Annotated in this window: 17 protein-coding genes and 3 pseudogenes; 12 read left to right on the top strand and 8 right to left on the bottom strand. The window is 69.4% G+C overall.

Features of this window, described 5'->3' with window-relative positions; all coding sequences use genetic code 11:
• Nucleotides 1-299: 299 nt before the first annotated feature.
• The 8 genes from A6302_RS26260 (at nt 300) to A6302_RS15960 (ending at nt 6,434) form a co-directional block, all read left to right on the top strand.
• Nucleotides 300-773 carry an anti-sigma factor gene (locus A6302_RS26260; RefSeq protein WP_069307879.1) on the top strand — a complete coding sequence of 158 codons (474 nt, stop codon included), beginning with the start codon at nt 300-302 and terminating at the stop codon, nt 771-773.
• 399 nt (nt 774-1,172) lie between these two features.
• The gene (locus A6302_RS15990) at nt 1,173-2,147 is read left to right on the top strand and encodes a CobW family GTP-binding protein (protein WP_069307878.1); all 975 of its coding nucleotides are present in this window, start codon (nt 1,173-1,175) and stop codon (nt 2,145-2,147) included.
• A 38-nt stretch (nt 2,148-2,185) separates the two neighbouring features.
• Nucleotides 2,186-2,686 carry a DUF1097 domain-containing protein gene (locus A6302_RS15985; RefSeq protein ID WP_069307877.1) on the top strand — a complete coding sequence of 167 codons (501 nt, stop codon included), beginning with the start codon at nt 2,186-2,188 and terminating at the stop codon, nt 2,684-2,686.
• Between the two features lie 49 nt (nt 2,687-2,735).
• On the top strand, nt 2,736-3,470 hold the full coding sequence (nthB, locus tag A6302_RS15980) for a nitrile hydratase subunit beta (protein WP_069307876.1): 735 nt from the start codon (nt 2,736-2,738) through the stop codon (nt 3,468-3,470).
• Nucleotides 3,471-3,496: 26 nt separating this feature from the next.
• Nucleotides 3,497-4,114, top strand: a complete 618-nt coding sequence (gene nthA / locus A6302_RS15975; protein WP_069307875.1) for a nitrile hydratase subunit alpha — start codon at nt 3,497-3,499, stop codon at nt 4,112-4,114.
• Between the two features lie 12 nt (nt 4,115-4,126).
• The gene (locus tag A6302_RS15970) at nt 4,127-4,465 is read left to right on the top strand and encodes a nitrile hydratase accessory protein (RefSeq protein WP_069307874.1); all 339 of its coding nucleotides are present in this window, start codon (nt 4,127-4,129) and stop codon (nt 4,463-4,465) included.
• A gap of 47 nt (nt 4,466-4,512) precedes the next feature.
• Nucleotides 4,513-5,190, top strand: coding sequence for an energy-coupling factor ABC transporter permease (locus A6302_RS15965; protein WP_069307873.1), 678 nt, complete (start codon nt 4,513-4,515; stop codon nt 5,188-5,190).
• 209 nt (nt 5,191-5,399) lie between these two features.
• Nucleotides 5,400-6,434, top strand: a complete 1,035-nt coding sequence (locus tag A6302_RS15960; RefSeq protein WP_069307872.1) for a GlxA family transcriptional regulator — start codon at nt 5,400-5,402, stop codon at nt 6,432-6,434.
• Nucleotides 6,435-6,549: 115 nt separating this feature from the next.
• Here the strand turns inward: A6302_RS15960 and A6302_RS15955 are convergent, their stop codons facing one another.
• The 3 genes from A6302_RS15955 to A6302_RS15945 all read right to left on the bottom strand — a co-directional run bounded on the left by A6302_RS15955 (nt 6,550) and on the right by A6302_RS15945 (nt 8,134).
• Nucleotides 6,550-6,804, bottom strand: coding sequence for a DUF2312 domain-containing protein (locus tag A6302_RS15955; protein WP_069307882.1), 255 nt, complete (start codon nt 6,802-6,804; stop codon nt 6,550-6,552).
• A 146-nt stretch (nt 6,805-6,950) separates the two neighbouring features.
• Nucleotides 6,951-7,256, bottom strand: a complete 306-nt coding sequence (locus A6302_RS15950; RefSeq protein WP_069307871.1) for a DUF1244 domain-containing protein — start codon at nt 7,254-7,256, stop codon at nt 6,951-6,953.
• Between the two features lie 77 nt (nt 7,257-7,333).
• The gene (locus A6302_RS15945) at nt 7,334-8,134 is read right to left on the bottom strand and encodes an N-formylglutamate amidohydrolase (RefSeq protein WP_069307870.1); all 801 of its coding nucleotides are present in this window, start codon (nt 8,132-8,134) and stop codon (nt 7,334-7,336) included.
• Nucleotides 8,135-8,220: 86 nt separating this feature from the next.
• Here A6302_RS15945 and A6302_RS24725 point away from each other — a divergent pair.
• The 4 genes and pseudogenes from A6302_RS24725 to pyk form a co-directional block, all read left to right on the top strand.
• Nucleotides 8,221-8,646 (top strand): annotated as a pseudogene (locus A6302_RS24725) (EamA family transporter); the annotation flags it as partial.
• A 218-nt stretch (nt 8,647-8,864) separates the two neighbouring features.
• Nucleotides 8,865-9,218, top strand: a complete 354-nt coding sequence (locus A6302_RS24720) for an EamA family transporter (RefSeq protein WP_245294103.1) — start codon at nt 8,865-8,867, stop codon at nt 9,216-9,218.
• 150 nt (nt 9,219-9,368) lie between these two features.
• Nucleotides 9,369-9,845: a DUF1036 domain-containing protein gene (locus A6302_RS15935; RefSeq protein WP_083255834.1), complete on the top strand. Its 477-nt coding sequence runs from the start codon at nt 9,369-9,371 to the stop codon at nt 9,843-9,845.
• Nucleotides 9,842-11,277, top strand: a pseudogene (gene pyk, locus A6302_RS15930) (pyruvate kinase). Before A6302_RS15935 ends, pyk begins: the two are co-directional and overlap by 4 nt.
• A gap of 86 nt (nt 11,278-11,363) precedes the next feature.
• Here the strand turns inward: pyk and A6302_RS15925 are convergent.
• The 5 genes and pseudogenes from A6302_RS15925 to A6302_RS23140 form a co-directional block, all read right to left on the bottom strand.
• On the bottom strand, nt 11,364-12,383 hold the full coding sequence (locus A6302_RS15925) for an alpha/beta fold hydrolase (RefSeq protein ID WP_169833612.1): 1,020 nt from the start codon (nt 12,381-12,383) through the stop codon (nt 11,364-11,366).
• Nucleotides 12,384-12,409: 26 nt separating this feature from the next.
• Nucleotides 12,410-13,078 (bottom strand): tetratricopeptide repeat protein, encoded by a 669-nt coding sequence (locus A6302_RS15920; RefSeq protein ID WP_069307868.1) that lies wholly within the window; start codon nt 13,076-13,078, stop codon nt 12,410-12,412.
• Nucleotides 13,079-13,147: 69 nt separating this feature from the next.
• Nucleotides 13,148-13,273, bottom strand: a complete 126-nt coding sequence (gene ykgO, locus A6302_RS15915; RefSeq protein WP_069307867.1) for a type B 50S ribosomal protein L36 — start codon at nt 13,271-13,273, stop codon at nt 13,148-13,150.
• A 281-nt stretch (nt 13,274-13,554) separates the two neighbouring features.
• The gene (locus A6302_RS15910; RefSeq protein ID WP_069307866.1) at nt 13,555-13,971 is read right to left on the bottom strand and encodes a GntR family transcriptional regulator; all 417 of its coding nucleotides are present in this window, start codon (nt 13,969-13,971) and stop codon (nt 13,555-13,557) included.
• 778 nt (nt 13,972-14,749) lie between these two features.
• A pseudogene (locus tag A6302_RS23140) lies at nt 14,750-15,525 on the bottom strand (hypothetical protein); the annotation flags it as partial.

Below are 15,525 nucleotides of genomic sequence, written 5' to 3'. Positions count from 1 at the left end.
CCCGCGTGGCAGAACCTCGGGTCGACGAGCCTCGCAGCGCCGGGCCCTCCGGCCTTGCGCCCGATCCCGCACCCGGCGGCCGGCGCCTGCCGCCGCTGCGGGCGCCGGGCGAACCCTCGGCGCGCGGCGAGGCGCCGATTTCCTTGCGACTCTCGCCAAGCGATCGATTCGGGGCAGGCGAGCCGGCACCGGATCTTCCCCCCGTCCCCGCCGAGGAGGCTGCCCGACCGGGGAAAGCCGCCCGATTCGGCAGGGCCAGCAAGGCCGCGCCCGCCGCCGCGGCGACGGCCGCCCCACCCGTGGACGAGCGCCGCGTCCGCCGGCTGGAGCGCAGCGTCCGCTTCTGGCGGCGGGCGACGACCGGCATGGCGGTGATCGCCGCCTCGCTCGCCGGTCTCGTCTATCTGGCCTCCCTGCCGACGCCGCCGACCGCGGGCACCCGCTTCGTCTCCGTCGTCAACGGCGACGGCAGCCTGCCGGCGCTGGTGATCGAGGTCGACACGCTGGCCGGCGACATCACCGTGCGCCCGGTGCAGGCCGAGGCCCCGGCCGGGCGCAGCCTCGAACTCTGGTATGTGCCGGAGGGGGGCTCGCCGCGCTCGCTCGGTCTCGTCGACCGGGCGCAGCCGATCGCCGTTTCCGCCGCCGCCATAGGCCGCAACCCGTCGGCCGGCGGCTTTGCCGTCTCCGTGGAGCCGCCGGGCGGCTCGCCCGAGGGACGCCCGACCGGGCCGGTGATCTACTCCGGAAAGCTGATTTCCCGCGACCCGTGAGGCGAGGCGGCCGAAGAAATCCCGGCTGCGCCACGCGGGCTCCAGGCCGCGCGCCGGTCTGCCATGACCGGTTGCCGGAGCGGCCGCGCCGCACGCGCCGATCATCCTTGCGCCAAGCCTGATTTGCTCAGTTATCGTACATACTTAGATGAATTCTTGATCAATTGCGCATTTCAAAGTCAGTTCCGTGACAGGTAAAGTCGATTGGCCGAAAACGCCTGCGCTTTGTCCGAATTCATACACCGTGCTCGCGTTGAACTTCGCGTCCCGATAACTTCTAATGCCTTCAGACGCAAGTCGGCAAAGCCCTGACATCGCTGAAATAGCCGGATGAAAATCCGGTCGCGCCGTGCAGATGCATCGCGAACGAAGACGCTTGCGCGTCGTTCGGAGGACAGAATGAAGAAGATCAGGACCACCGTGCTCACCGGATTTCTTGGCGCCGGCAAGACCACGCTGCTGAACACGCTGCTGACCCGGTCGGCCGGCGAGAAGATCGCCGTGATCGTCAACGAGTTCGGCGAGGTCGGGATCGACGGCCAGCTCGTCGTCGAGACCGAGGACGCGGTGATCGAACTCAACAACGGCTGCCTCTGCTGCACCGTGCGCGGGGACCTCATCGCCGCGATCCGCAGCCTCGTCGCCTCCGGCCGGCCGATCGACCGCATCATCGTCGAGACGTCGGGTCTCGCCGATCCCGCGCCGGTGATCCAGTCCTTCATCCTCGACGAGGTGATGGCCAAGGCGATCCAGCTCGACGCGATCGTCACCGTCGTCGACGTGCGCAATCTCGACCTGCATCTGGAACAGGACGAGGCCCGCGAGCAGATCGCCTTCGCGGACGTCCTGCTGCTCAACAAGACCGATCTTGAGCCGGCGGACCGCGTCGCCGAGGTCGAGACCCGCGTGCGGGCGCTGAACCCGCTCGCCCGGATCCTGCGCACCCGCGACTGCGCCGTTTCGCCGTTCGAGATCCTCGACATCGGCGCCTTCGACCTTGCCACGATCCTCGCGATCGAACCGACGATCCTCGAGGATCACGACCACGAGCATGACAGCACGATCAGCAGCGTGGCGCTCCGCCTCGACACCCCGCTCGATCCGGTCGCCTTCAACCGCTGGATCAACACCCTGGCGATCGACCGGGGCCGCGACCTCTTCCGCTGCAAGGGCGTGCTCGACATGGCCGGCGAAGCCCGCCGCTTCGTGTTTCACGGCGTGCACATGACGCTCGAAGGGCGTCCGGGCAAGCCGTGGAAGCCCGGCGAAGCCCGGGTCAGCGACATCGTCTTCATCGGCCGCAACCTCGACGGGGACGATCTCCGCCGGGGCTTCGAAGCCTGCCTTGCCCGGCAGCACGCTCTCGCGTCCTGAGCGGTCTGCCATCCACCAACGCAAAAGGGGAACACCGCATGCCACCGCTTGTCGCCGCCATGGTCAGCCTCGGGGTGCTCGGGGCCATCGACACCTACATCACCGCCACCATCTTCCCGGTTCCGGTCTGGGTCACCTTCATCGCCTGGGCGTCGTTCTTCGCCTGCGGCGGCGGAACCCAGGGCTTCGTGAAGTCGGTCGCCCGCAACTGGACCGGTATCCTGATCGCCAGCGTCACGCTGCTGATCATCACCCACGGCCCGGCCACCCCGCTGTTCGCCGCGATCCTCGTCGGCCTCGGCACCTCGGCGATGGTGTTCGCCTCCTCCTTCGGCATCCTCAACTTCCCGCCCGCCATCGTCTTCGGCTTCGCTTCCTTCGTCGGCACGACGGCCGCGACCGGCACCACGGTGATGACGCCGGGCCTCACCCATCCGACGCTCGTCGCCATGGCGGCGATGCTGCTCGGCGCCGCCTTCGGCTTCGTGTCCGAACTCGGCACCCAGATGCTCACCGCCAAGAAGGCCGCGACGGCCTGAGCGCCGCGGCCGCCGCTTCCGTCATCATCATCTGAAGAGGAACAGCCACATGAAGCTCCAGCACCATCTGGGCGGCCTCGAGGGCCTCGGCCCCGTCTGGACCGAAACGCGCGTCTTCGTGGAACCGTGGGAAACCCGCATCTTCGGCATTCACACCGCGATGATGGCCCTGTCGAGCCAGCTCCCCCTGCCGGCGACGCCGTCGGCCTTCGACACGATCTGGACCTGGGCGGACCTGCGCAAGGGCGCCGAAGGGATCAACCCCTTCGACTATTTCAAGTACCGCTACTACGAGAAGTGGCTGGGCGGCATCTCGGGCTACTTCATCGAGAAGGGCTACATCACCGCCGAGGAACTCGACGCGCTGACCGAGGTCTACTACGCCGATCCCGACAAGGCGCTGCCGGGCGGCGGGGCGGCGGCGATCGACGAGCGGATCATCCAGTATCTGGTCGAGGGCGACAGCCCGAAGCGCGACGTGCCGGTGGGCGATGTCCTTTCGGTCGGCGACAAGGTGTTCATCAAGAACGTGCCGACCATCGAGCACACCCGGCTGCCCGGCTTCCTGCGCAACAAGGTCGGCACGGTCGAGACGGTCTACGAGGGGGCCTACACCTACCTCTGCGACACCGGTCCGGACGGGATCGGCACGCCGATGCCGGTCTACTGCGTCGCCTTCGACCCGCAGGAGCTCTGGCCCGGCAACGCCGAGGCCAACTTCATCCTCTACGCCGACCTCTACTCGGCCTACGTCCTTCCCGCCGACGTGGCCGAGGCGGCCTGACAGCCGCGCGAACCCGGAGATCTCCCATGACCGACCGCTTCAAGTACCGCGAGGACCGCGAGGCCTACAGCGCGGCCCGCGTGCGGGCCCTCGAAGCCCTCCTCATCCAGAAGGGCATTCTCACCGACAAGTCCGTGGACACCGTGCTCGGCTATTTCGAGACGAAGATGGGGCCGTTCAACGGCGCCAAGATCGTCGCGAGGGCCTGGGTCGATCCGGAGTTCAAGGCGCGGCTCGTCGCCGACACGCCGGCGGCCGTCGCCGAACTCGACCTGCCGGCGGGCATGGCCGGGGCGGAGGGCGAGCACATGCGCGCCGTCGCCAACGATCCGGGCGTCCACAACCTCATCATCTGCACGCTCTGCTCCTGCTATCCGTGGCCGGTGCTGGGCCTGCCGCCCTACTGGTACAAGGACCCGACCTTCCGCAGCCGCGCGGCCCGGGAGCCGCGGGCGGTGCTGGCCGAATTCGGCGTCGACGTTCCGGAAAGCCAGCAGATCAAGGTCTGGGACTCCAGCGCCCAGATCCGCTGGTTCGTCGTGCCCGAACGGCCGGCCGGCACCGAATCGCTCAGCGAGAGCGAACTGGAGGCGCTGGTCACGCCGGAGTCCATGATGGGCGTCGCCCTCGCCAAGGCGGCCTGAGAGGAGGCCTTGATGCAGATCCGGTTCGAGCACTTCGCGGTCACCGAGATGATGGGCGAGCCGGATTCGCCGCCCCGCGCCAACGGCACGCTCTGCTTCACCAACGACTGGGAGAGGACCGTCTTCGGCATGGCCCTCGCCCTCGCCCGGGAGGGTCACTTCGAGTGGGACGAGTTCCGCGACGAACTGATCGCGGAGATCGCCGCCTGGGAGGAGGCCAACCCGGTCGACCGGTCCGGCTGGGACTATTACGAGCGCTTCCTCGCCGCGCTCGAGAAGGCGGTCGCGAAAAGCGGCCTTCTCGACGCCGGCGACATGGCGACCCTGCTGGCCGATCTGCGCGCGGCCTGACCCCGCGCCCCCGTCACCCGAAACACCCCGATCCATCGGAGCTCAACATGCATATCGAACCCGGACTCGTGGACAGCGCCAAGATCGTCCTCAGCTATGCCACGGGGGCAGCCGCCCTGTTCTACACCGCGAAGCTTGCCGGACAGGCCCTGCGCGAACGGCAGGTCGTGTCGCTCGCCGCCCGCAGCGTGGTGTCCAGCATGCTCGTTCTCGGCTTCTTCGAGTTTCTGCCGCACCACCCGGTCGGCGTGTCGGAGGTGCACCTGATCCTCGGCTCGACGCTGTTCCTGCTGCTTGGCCAGGCGCCCGCCGCCATCGGCCTTGCCGTCGGCCTGCTGGCGCAGGGGCTGTTCTTCGCCCCGATCGACCTGCCGCAATACGGCATGAACGTCACGACGCTGCTGGTGCCGCTGTTCGCGCTGGCCGCGCTCGCGCGCCGGATCATCGCGCCGAACACGCCCTATGTGGACCTGACCTACCGCCAGACGCTGAAGCTCTCGGTCACCTACCAGGCCGGGATTGTCGGATGGGTCGGCTTCTGGGCACTCTACGGCCAGGGTTTCGCGGTGGAGAATCTGGCGGCCATCGGCGCCTTCGGCGGCGCCTACATGCTGGTCGTCGTGATCGAGCCGCTCGCCGATCTCGCCGTCCTTGCCGCGGCCAAGACCTTGCATGGGCTGAAGGGCAGCCCGGTGGTGGAAACGCGCCTCTATCAGGCGGCCTGATCGGCCTGCGTCCCGCGCGGTCCACGTCAAGAAATCCCGTGCCGCGCCTCCGGCGCGGCCCAGGCCAGAAAGACCCCGTGCCGCGCGTCCGGCGCGGCCCAGATCACAAAAACCCCGTGCCGCGCGTCCAGCGCGGCCCAGATCACAAAAACCCCGTGCCGCGCGTCCAGCGCGGCACGGACGTCGTTCAGACGACCGGAGGGAAAAGCATGCGTATCGCGATCCTTGCCCCACCCGGTGTCCAGTCCCTGGACATCGTGGGTCCCGCGGAGGTCTTCTGGGAGGCCGCCCGCCGCATGAACGACCCAGCCGCCTACGACATCCAGATCGTGTCGACGGGCGCGCCAAGCATTTCCGGCACCGGGCAACTCCGCTTCCTGGCCGACCGGACGATCTTCGACCCGGACGAGCCGATCGACACCCTGCTGGTTGCCGGCGATCCGACCTTCCAGGAGATCGACCCGCCGGTGATCGAATGGCTGCAGCGGCGGGTGCCGACGGTGCGCCGCTACGGATCGATCTGCACGGGCGTGTTCCTGCTGGCCGCCGCCGGGCTGCTGGAGGGCAAGCGCATCACCACCCACTGGGAATGCGCCGACAAGTTCCGCCGCGACTTTCCGGCGATCGACGTCGATGCCGACGCGATCTACATGCGCGACGGCCGGCTGATCACGGCCGCGGGCGTGACCTCGGGCATCGACCTGTCGCTGGCGCTGGTGGAGGAGGACCACGGCAAGGACGTCGCCATGATCGTCGCCCGCTACATGGTGATGTTCCTGAAGCGGCCGGGCGGCCAGTCGCAGTTCAGCGCCCATCTCGTCGGCCAGATGTCCGAGACGACGATGATCCAGCGGGCGCAGGAATATGTGCTCGCCAATCTCTCCGCGTCGCTGACGGTGGAGGATCTCGCCAGCAAGATCGGCATGAGCACGCGCAACTTTGCCCGCGTGTTCCGCCGGGAGCTCGGCATCACGCCGGCCGACTTCGTGGCGGCGGCGCGCACCGACGCGGCGCGGCGCATGCTGGAGGACACCAGCCAGCCGCTGCAGCGGATCGCGGTCACCTGCGGCTTCGGCAACATGCACGCGATGCGGCGGGCCTTCACCAAGACCATCGGCGTCACGCCGAGCGAATACCGCAGCCGGTTCCAGTCCGCGCTGCTGAAGGCGCCGGCGACACCGCTGCCGGTGATGACGCCGCGGTCCCCGGCAAGCCCGCTCAACGGTGTCCTGCACCACGCGTGATGCGGCGAAGGGGGCGAGCGCCGTCAGGGCGGCGCCCCGGTGTGTCCTCTTCGGCGGTTCGACACAAGAAAAAGGGCCGGAAGATCCGGCCCTTTTGCTGTCCGCGGCGACCCTGTCAGGTCATGCCCAGCGCGCTCATGTAGAGTTCGAGGATCGCCTCTTCCTCCTCGCGCTCCTGCGGCTCCTTGGAGCGCAGGCGCACGATCGCGCGGATCGCCTTGACGTCGAAGCCGCGGCCCTTGGCCTCGGCATAGACATCGCGCACGTCGTCGGCGATCGCCTTCTTCTCTTCCTCGAGCCGCTCGATCCGCTCGATGAACTGCTTCAGCTCTTCGGCGGCAACGCCGGTCTCGGCAACGTCTGCTACCATGTCGGTCATCCCGGAAACGTGGACCGGCCGGCGCGCGGCGACGGTCGGTGGTTGGTGATACTGATGCGCCTGCAGGGCGCAGGAAGACGGGCGGCCCGGGAGGTCGGGCCTGCCTGCGAACCTAGCCGTTTCATCTCCCGGAAAGGTTAATGATCCGGCTTCGACGTCGCGAAGGCGGCCTGCTGGGCGGGGCTCGCCTCGGCCTGGTGCCGGGCCTTCCACTCGTCATAGGGCATGCCGTAGACGATCTCGCGGCTCTCGTCCTTCGTCAGCTCCAGATCGCGCGCCCTGGCGGCGTCGAGATACCAGTTGGAGAGGCAGTTGCGGCAGAAGCCGGCGAGATTCATCAGGTCGATGTTCTGCACGTCCGTGCGGCCCCGCAGGTGCTCGACCAGCCGGCGGAACACCGCCGCCTCAAGCTCGGTCCGTGTCGCATCGTCGATCCCGCTCATCGCACGTCTCCTTCGGATGTCGGCCCGCCGCCAGGTCGGCGACCGCCTGGCGGGCCATCCCTGTCAGCGGGGCCCGGTCAGCCAGGCTGGTCGGCCTTGGAACCATGAAGGCGCACGGCGCGCAAGTCCTCGCTTGCCAGCAGCGGCGGCAGCCGGCGGGCCAGCCGGTCGACCCAGTCGGCGATTCCGCCCGGATCGCCGATCAGATCCTGCCGGATCTCGAGCAGCGCATGCGGCAGGCCGGCGGCGGTGCCGTGCCGGTACATCGTGTCGCCCTTGAGCGCGCCGAGATAGGGCTCGTTGTCGCCGACGACGAGATCGCCGTCCCGCTCGAGCGCGGCGATCAGCGGCAGGGCAAGGCGCGGGTCCCGGTCCCACAGCACGCCGGCGTGCCAGGGGCGGGGCACGCCCTTCCAGAAGGGGGTGAAGCTGTGGACCGCGAGAATCACCGGCACGAGGCCGCGCGCGCGCATGGCGGTGATCTCGTTGGCGACGGCGTCGTGATAGGGCCGGTGGAAGCGTGCGATGCGCCGGTCGCGTTCGGCGGGGTCCACATGGCGGTTGCCGGGCACGATCGCCCCGTCTGACAGGCGCATCACCAGCGTCGGGTCGTCCTCGCCGCGGTTGGGGTCGATCAGGAGCCGCGACCAGGTGGTCATCACCGCGGGGGCGCCGAGCGCCGCCGCCAGGCCGCGCGTCACCCCGGCCGCGCCGATGTCGTAGGCAATGTGGCGTTCGAACTCCGCCGCCGGCAGGCCGAGGTCGCCGTAGTCGGGCGGCAGGCGATTCGAGGCGTGGTCGCACAGGAGAAGCCACGGAGAGCGCGGATCGCCGGCGATCCGCTCGACCGGCGCGAAGGAGGCGGTTTCGTCCATCATCGACCTTCCCGAACCGTGACGATCCACGGCTTTCCAGCCTGGATCTGAGCTTTTCCCTGCCATGCCACAGCGAAACGGGATAGACAATGCGGGGGCGTCGGCAAGGCGCCGATCCGGATCGATGCCTCATGACCGAAGCCACCCCGGCGCTCGCCGTCGCCGGCAACGCCCGCCTCTATGCCGTTCCCGCGCTCGTCGCCGGCGCCGTCGCGATCGGTGTCTCGCCGGTCTTCGTGCGCGTGGCCGAGACCGGCCCGTTCGCCAGCGCCTTCTGGCGCGTGGGGCTCGCCGCGCCGCTGCTGCTGCTCTGGGCCTGGCGCGAGGGCGGCGCCGGCGCGATCCGCCGCGCCGCAGCCTCCCCCGCCGTCTGGCTCGCGGGCCTGTTCTTTGCGGGTGACCTCATCTGCTGGCACCTGTCGATCCTCGGCACCACCATCGCCAACGCCACGTTGTTCGCCACGCTCGCCCCGGTCTGGGTCGTGCTCGGCTCCGGCCTGTTCATCGGCGAGGCGGTGGAGCGCCACGTCTTCGCCGGCCTTGCGGTCTGCCTCGTCGGCGCGGCCATCCTCGTCGGCGGCAGCTTCGCGTTGGCGCCGGAGCGGCTGGTCGGCGACGCCTGGGGGCTGCTGACGTCGCTGTTCTTCGGGGCCTATTTCCTGGCCGTGCGGGCCGCCCGCCGGCAGCTCGGTCCCGGCACGGTGAGCTTTGCCAGTTCGCTGATCACGCGGCGGTGCTGCTGGTCGTTGCGCTGGCGCTGGAGCCGACCCTGTGGCCGGCGACCGCGGCGGGGGCGGCCGCGCTGCTCGGCCTTGCCCTCGTCTCCCATGCCGGCGGCCAGGGGTTGCTCGCCTTCGCGCTCGGTCATGTTTCGGCCGCTTTTTCCTCCGTTGTGGTCTTCCTCGAGGCGATCGCCGCCGCGCTGTTCGCCTGGGCGATCTTCGCCGAGACCCCCGGGCCGGACCAGATCGCGGGCGGGGCGCTGATCCTCGTCGGAATCTGGATCGCACGGCCGAGGCAAGGCCAGGAGGCGCGAGCACAAGTTGTTGCGCTGCAAGACGAAAAAGGCCGCGCCGACGATGTTTGACAAAGGAAAATCAGGGTGTTCGACTGTCCCGCCGGGGAGAAACAGATTGCGCGTGTCGGCGCGTCGAAATCACGGAGCAGGCCGTTGACACCTCGTCGATGCCTACGCGATAAGTCGGGGCGCTTGGACAGGGGACACTCCGTGACGTGGATGCCGGACGACCGGAACGCGCGAGGCAACAGCCTCGCCGGGCGGTGGCTGGCGGCCCGCGTCGGGGCACTCGCCGTCTGCTTCGCAATGCTCGGGGCGGTTCCCGCCCTCGCCGATCTTCGGCTCTGCAACAAGACCGAGGCCACCGTGAGCATCGCGATCGGCTACAAGGCCAGCAATGGCTGGACGACCGAGGGCTGGTGGAACATTCCCGGCACCAAGTGCAACACGCTCATCCCGGGCCCGCTGGCCGCCCGCTACTACTACATCTACGCCGTCGACGCCAAACAGGGCGGCGAATGGGGCGGCAAGGCCTACATGTGCACGCGCCGGAAGATGTTCACGATCCTCGGCACCGAGGACTGTGCGGCGCGAGGATACGACCGGACCGGATTTTTCGAAATCGATACGCAGGATCAGCGCAGCTGGACCGTACAGCTGACTGAGCCCACGCAAAAGGGAACCCCCTCACAATGAAGCGCAATCGGAAGGTCAAGATTCTCGCCACGCTGGGGCCGTCGTCCTCAGACGCCGAGACGATCCGCAAGCTGCACGAGGCCGGTGCGGACATCTTCCGCGTCAACATGAGCCACACCAGCCACGACAAGCTGAACGAGTTCGTGAAGACGATCCGCGGCGTCGAGGCCGATGCCGGCCGTCCGATCTGCATCCTCGCCGACCTTCAGGGTCCGAAGCTGCGCGTCGGCACCTTCTCCGGCGGTCCGCAGATCCTCGAGGCCGGGCAGGAGTTCCGCTTCGTCGCCGACAAGATCGACGGCAACAAGTCGGAGGTCTACCTGCCGCATCCGGAAATCCTGGCGGCGCTGAAGGCCGGCGACACCGTGCTGATCGACGACGGCAAGGTCCGTCTGCGCACGATCAGCTGTGACGGCCACACCGCGGTGATGAAGGTCGAGGTTCCGGGCCGCATTTCCGACCGCAAGGGCGTCAGCCTGCCCGACACGACGATCGCCACCTCGGCGCTCACCGACAAGGACCGGGCCGATCTCGACGCGGCGCTGGCCGCCGGCGTCGACTGGGTCGCGCTCTCCTTCGTGCAGCGCCCCGAGGACCTCGACGAGCCGATGCAGATCATCGGCAACCGCGCGGCGGTGATGGTCAAGGTCGAGAAGCCCCAGGCCATTCAGCATCTCGAAGAGATCACCCGCCGCTCCGACGGCCTGATGGTCGCCCGCGGCGATCTCGGCGTCGAGATGCCGCTGGAGCAGGTGCCCGGCCTGCAGAAGCGCATGACCCGCCTCGGCCGCCGCTACGGCAAGCCGGTGGTGATCGCCACCCAGATGCTGGAATCGATGATCTCCTCGCCGGTTCCGACCCGCGCCGAGGTCTCGGACGTCGCCACCGGCGTGTTCGAAGGCGCCGACGCGGTGATGCTCTCGGCCGAATCCGCCTCCGGCGCCTATCCGGTCGAGGCGGTCGCCACCATGGACCGCATCGCCTACGAGGTGGAGCGCGACCGCAACTACCTCAACATCGTCAACGCCCAGCGCGCCGAGCCGGAAGCGACCGGCGCCGACGTGATCAGCCAGGCGGCCCGCACCATCGCCGAGACCATGAATCTCGCCGCGATCGTGTGCTTCACCTCCTCGGGCGCCACCGGCATGCGGCTGGCCCGCGAGCGGCCGTGGACCCGGATCATCGCGCTCAGCCCGCGGCAGGACACCGCGCGCCGGCTGCAGATGGCCTGGGGCCTGCACACGGTCGTGTGCGAGGACGCCGAGATGCTGGCCGATCTCGTGCAGATCGCCGCGCGGGTTGCCGGTGACGAGGCTTTGCCAACCCCGGCGAGCGGATCATCCTCACCGCCGGCGTGCCGCTGCGCACCCCCGGCGCGACCAACCTGCTGCGCATCGCCACCATCGACCACGACGGCCGCAGCGGCATCTGATCCCGCCGCCTTCGCAGGAACGATCCGAACGGGAGCCGGTCACGCCGGCTCCCGTTTTCGTTGGCCCTCCGTTTTCGTCGGGATGCCTATTGCGCGGCGTCGGGAAGACCGGCGGTCGCATCCGCGCCGGCCGCGCTCACGGCGTCGATCGCCGCCATCACCCGGTCGGCATGGGCATGGTGCAGCATGTGGCCGGCGCCATGGATCGTCTCCAGCCGGGCGCCGGGGATGTCGCGCGCGAGGCCGGCGGCATGGATCGCCGGGGCGACGACCGAATCGGTGTCGGCGGTGAGGATCACGGTCGGCGCGCGGATCTGCCGGTATCGCGGGGCGATCCGGGCGAGATTGGCGTTGAGATCGGCGACATCGTGGGCATTGGCGAGGAACTCGGCCGGGCGCAGCACCATCTCCAGCGCGGTGGACTCGACATAGCCGGGCGGCGGCGTCTCGGGGGCGAAGGCGGCCTGCGTGCCGGGCTCCAGCAGGGCGTTGCCGACGGGATAGGCGAGCAGCCAGGCGAACAGCGGCCCGACCACCGGTGCGGTCGACATCCGGTAGTACCAGGCGATGCCGCCCGGCCAGGGATGCGACACCGGCGCGACCAGCACGAGGCCGGCCACCCGATCCGGATGGTCGGCGCCGAGGGCGGCGGCGACCGCACCACCCCAGGAGTGGCCGACGATCACCGCCGTCGGCACCTCAAGCCGGTCCATCACGGCGGCAACCACGGCCGCCTGACGATCCGGAGCAGAGATGTCGGTCTCCGCGCCCCGATCGCTCCAGCCGTGGCCCGGGCGGTCAATGAAGATCCAGCGCCGGTCGACGGTGATCTGGTCGCGGAGCGCCATCAGCGGTTCCCGCAGGTTGCCGCTCGCCCCGTGGATCACGACCACGGGCGGACGCGTCGGCGCCGTCGGTGCGACGTGCCTTCCGGCGGCGGGAAACTCGACGACATGGATCGACAGGCCCGCCGCCTCGATGAAGCGGCCCTGCGGCAGGAAGCGGCGCTCGATGGCGGCCCGCCCGGACAGGGTGAAACCGGCGAGCCCGACCACAAGGGCCAGCAGCAGGGTCACGACGACGGCAACAAGGGGCAAGCGGACCACTCCCGGACGTATCCTGTGCCGGACGGTCAGATCGGTCGTCCCCGCGCGTCCGGCTCCAGCTTCTCGATGGCCTTACGCACATCCGGAAGGTTTGGATGTATCGCCGCAAGGCGGCTGTAGACCTCATAGGCGCGGTCGGTCTCGCCGATGCGCTGCATGATGCCCGCAAGGCCCGACAGCGCACCGAAGTGGCGCGGCTCGATCGCCAGCGCCCGCTCGATGTCGGCCAGCGAGCGGCCATAGTCGTCGAGCATGAACCAGACGGTGGCGCGCCGGTTGTAGCCCTCGGCAAAATCAGGCTGGAGCAGGAGGGCCTGGTCGAGCAGGTCGAGGGCTGCGCCCCAGCGCTCGGCGTTCATCGCCTCCACGGCCCACTTCACCATCAGGTCGACGGTGTCGCTGTCGCTGTCGATCAGCCGCTTGAGGATCCGCTGCTCGAAGGGATGGGCCTCGGCCGGGGATTTCGCGGCGGCAAGGCGGCCGAACAACTCGTCGAGGCTGTTGGCGTTGCGGTCGACGACCGCGGGCGCGTCGGGCTTCACGTTCGGGTCGAACGGATTTTCCCCGCCCGGTTCGTCCAGAAGCGGCAGGTCCGGCGTGGGCGCCGGGGTCTGGGCCGACACGGCGGCCGGGGCGGCGAGAAGGGCGGTCGCGAGGACGAGGCCACGCAGGGAGGTCTGGACGTGAAAGCGCATCCCGGGAGGATAGACCTTCCGGGATGCGCCGTCAAAACATCGAACGCAGCGCGACGCGGGTCGTCGGGCTCAGCCCTGGCGAGCCTTGTAGCGCGGGTTCTTCTTGTTGATGATGTAGACGCGACCCTTGCGACGAACCATGCGGTTGTTGCGATCGCGGCCCATCAGGGAACGCAGGGAGTTCTTGATCTTCATCGCTCGTCCTTCGAGAGACGTCCCGGGGAGCGCCGCGCGAACGGGAAAGGGGCCAAAGCCGCCTTGCCTGTTTCCGCCTCGCCGCCTGCCGGACGCGCCTCACGCTGTCCAATGGGTCGGTACGGCAGCGGCCGCCTCCATGGAGACGGCCGCCGATTGGCGCGGACCTTACGGATTTCACGCTCAATGTCAATCCGAACTGCCGCGGCGAAGCCAAGCCGACGCAGAAATCCGGAGGTCTCCTGTCACCCGCGGATCGCGTTCGGCGATCCGGAAGACCTTCACTCGCGGATCGCGCTCAGCGATCCGAGGACGGCCGTGCAGGTGAGGTCGTTGTGAAGCTTGAGCTTGCGGGCAAGGCCCTCGCGGTCGCGCACGCGCAGGGAGGCCATGAAGTCGAGGTGTTCGGCCAGCGATTCGTCCCAGCGGTCGTGGCCGCAGTTCGCCATGGTGCGGGCGCGGTAGACCCGCTGCGCCAAAGCGGCGTCGCTGTCGCGCAGGGTCCGGTTGCGGGTCGTCTCGGCCATGAAGCCGTGGATCGACTGGTTCTGCCGGAAGTAGCCGGTGCGGTCTTCCTGCGCATGCAGCCGGGCGAGCGTGTCGTGCATGGCGACGAGTTCGGCGATCTCGTCGTCGGTGATGCGTTCGGCGAGCCGCGCCCCGATCTGCAGTTCCAGCCCGCCCAGCGCCTCGAACACGTCGCGGACCTCGTCGATGTCGACGTCGGAGACCCTGGCGTCGTAGTTGGCGCGCCAGACCAGCCAGCCGTCGGATGACGCCAGCGGCGCAGCGGAATCTCTACCGTGACCAAGGCTGCAACAGCCTCCGGATCGATCAGCGTGCGGCTGATGTGCGGGCCGCGCGCAGCAGGTCGAGGACGACGACGAGGCCGGCGGACGGGTCGCGCTGGCGCGGATGGGAGAGCCGGTGCCCGGGGAAGGGCGGTGTCCAGCCCGCGAGCGAACGGATCAGTCCCGGCGACGAGATCCGCGGCGACCGTCTCGATCGCGACATAGGCAGGGTGGATGGCGTAGGTGGCGATCGCGAGGCCGAGAACGACGAGGGAAGGAGGGTGGCCGGGGCGATGGCCGGGCGCGCCGTCCTCTTTTGTCGTGACGGACGGAAAGGCCGTTGACCCCCACAAGGGGGAGGGGACGATGAAGGCACCGTCCGTCATGGCCCTGGCGCTGCGCCGAGACGGGAGGATGCGAGACGAAAGCCGGCGCACCCTGCGTCCCCTCCCCCCTTGTGGAGGAGGGACAGGGAGGGGGGTGAGCGACACGATCGGCAGAAGATCGTGAGGCCCCTCGTTGCCCGGAGAGCCAGTCGCCAGCGCGGGCCTCGTCCTATCAGATGTCCTTCACGAGCCGCGGCGCGTCATGGATCGCCGCGTGGATGCAACGCCCCTCCAAAACGACTGCGGCACGCGCCGGTGTCCCGGGCGTGCCGCATGAGAGCCTGGAACTGCGTCCGCGATCAGCGGCTGGCGAGCCGGGTGTTCGCCTCGATCTCCTCGGCGCTGGCGAAGGTCCAGCTGCGCAGGCGGGCGACCGCCTCGCCGCTGAACTTGCCGGTGCCGAGCGACCCGTAGGGGAAGCGCGAGAAGCCGGAGCCGACGACGCGGGCGGGCTTCTGCAGGAAGGCCGTCATGTCGCGCTGGTTCGGGTGGACGAAGGTCTGTCCGTCGGCAGCACTGGCGATCGGGGCGATGCCGTAGAGCGAGTGATCCGCAAGATCGGCGCTGCGGGTCAGACGGGCCAGCGGATCGGCCTCGATCGTGGTGGTCGTGCCATAGGTCCGCGCGGCCGGCTGGGCCTTCGGACGGACCGGCTGGCGGCCGGTGTCGAGCGCGGCAAGGCGGCGGGCAGGGGTTGCCTCCGGCGCGCCGCGTTCGTCGGCATAGCCGAGGGCGCCGACGGTGGCCGGTTCGGCCGCGTCGCCGGTGATGGCGGCGAAGGCCTGACGGGCATCCTCACGCGGGTTGGCAAGGCGGGGAACCGGGGCGAGCGCAAGCTGCACCGGGGCCTCGGGGGCGGCCGTCGCCGGGCGCGGCCGGGGCATCACGTCGATCGCCGCGATCATCGCCTCGGCGGTCGGCGCCACCAGAACCTCGTCGGCCTTGGCCATCAGCGCCACCAGTTCGGCCGGACGGCCACGGGGGGCCGGCGGCGTTGCGGCGGCGACGACGGCCGGGGCCGGAGCGGGTTCCGAGATCGTGCCGGCGGGCAGGGTGGCCTCGGCGAGCGAGGTCA

Source organism: Methylobrevis pamukkalensis (assembly GCF_001720135.1).
GTDB classification, from domain to species: domain Bacteria; phylum Pseudomonadota; class Alphaproteobacteria; order Rhizobiales; family Pleomorphomonadaceae; genus Methylobrevis; species Methylobrevis pamukkalensis.
This window is presented reverse-complemented; position numbering and strand designations above follow the sequence as displayed.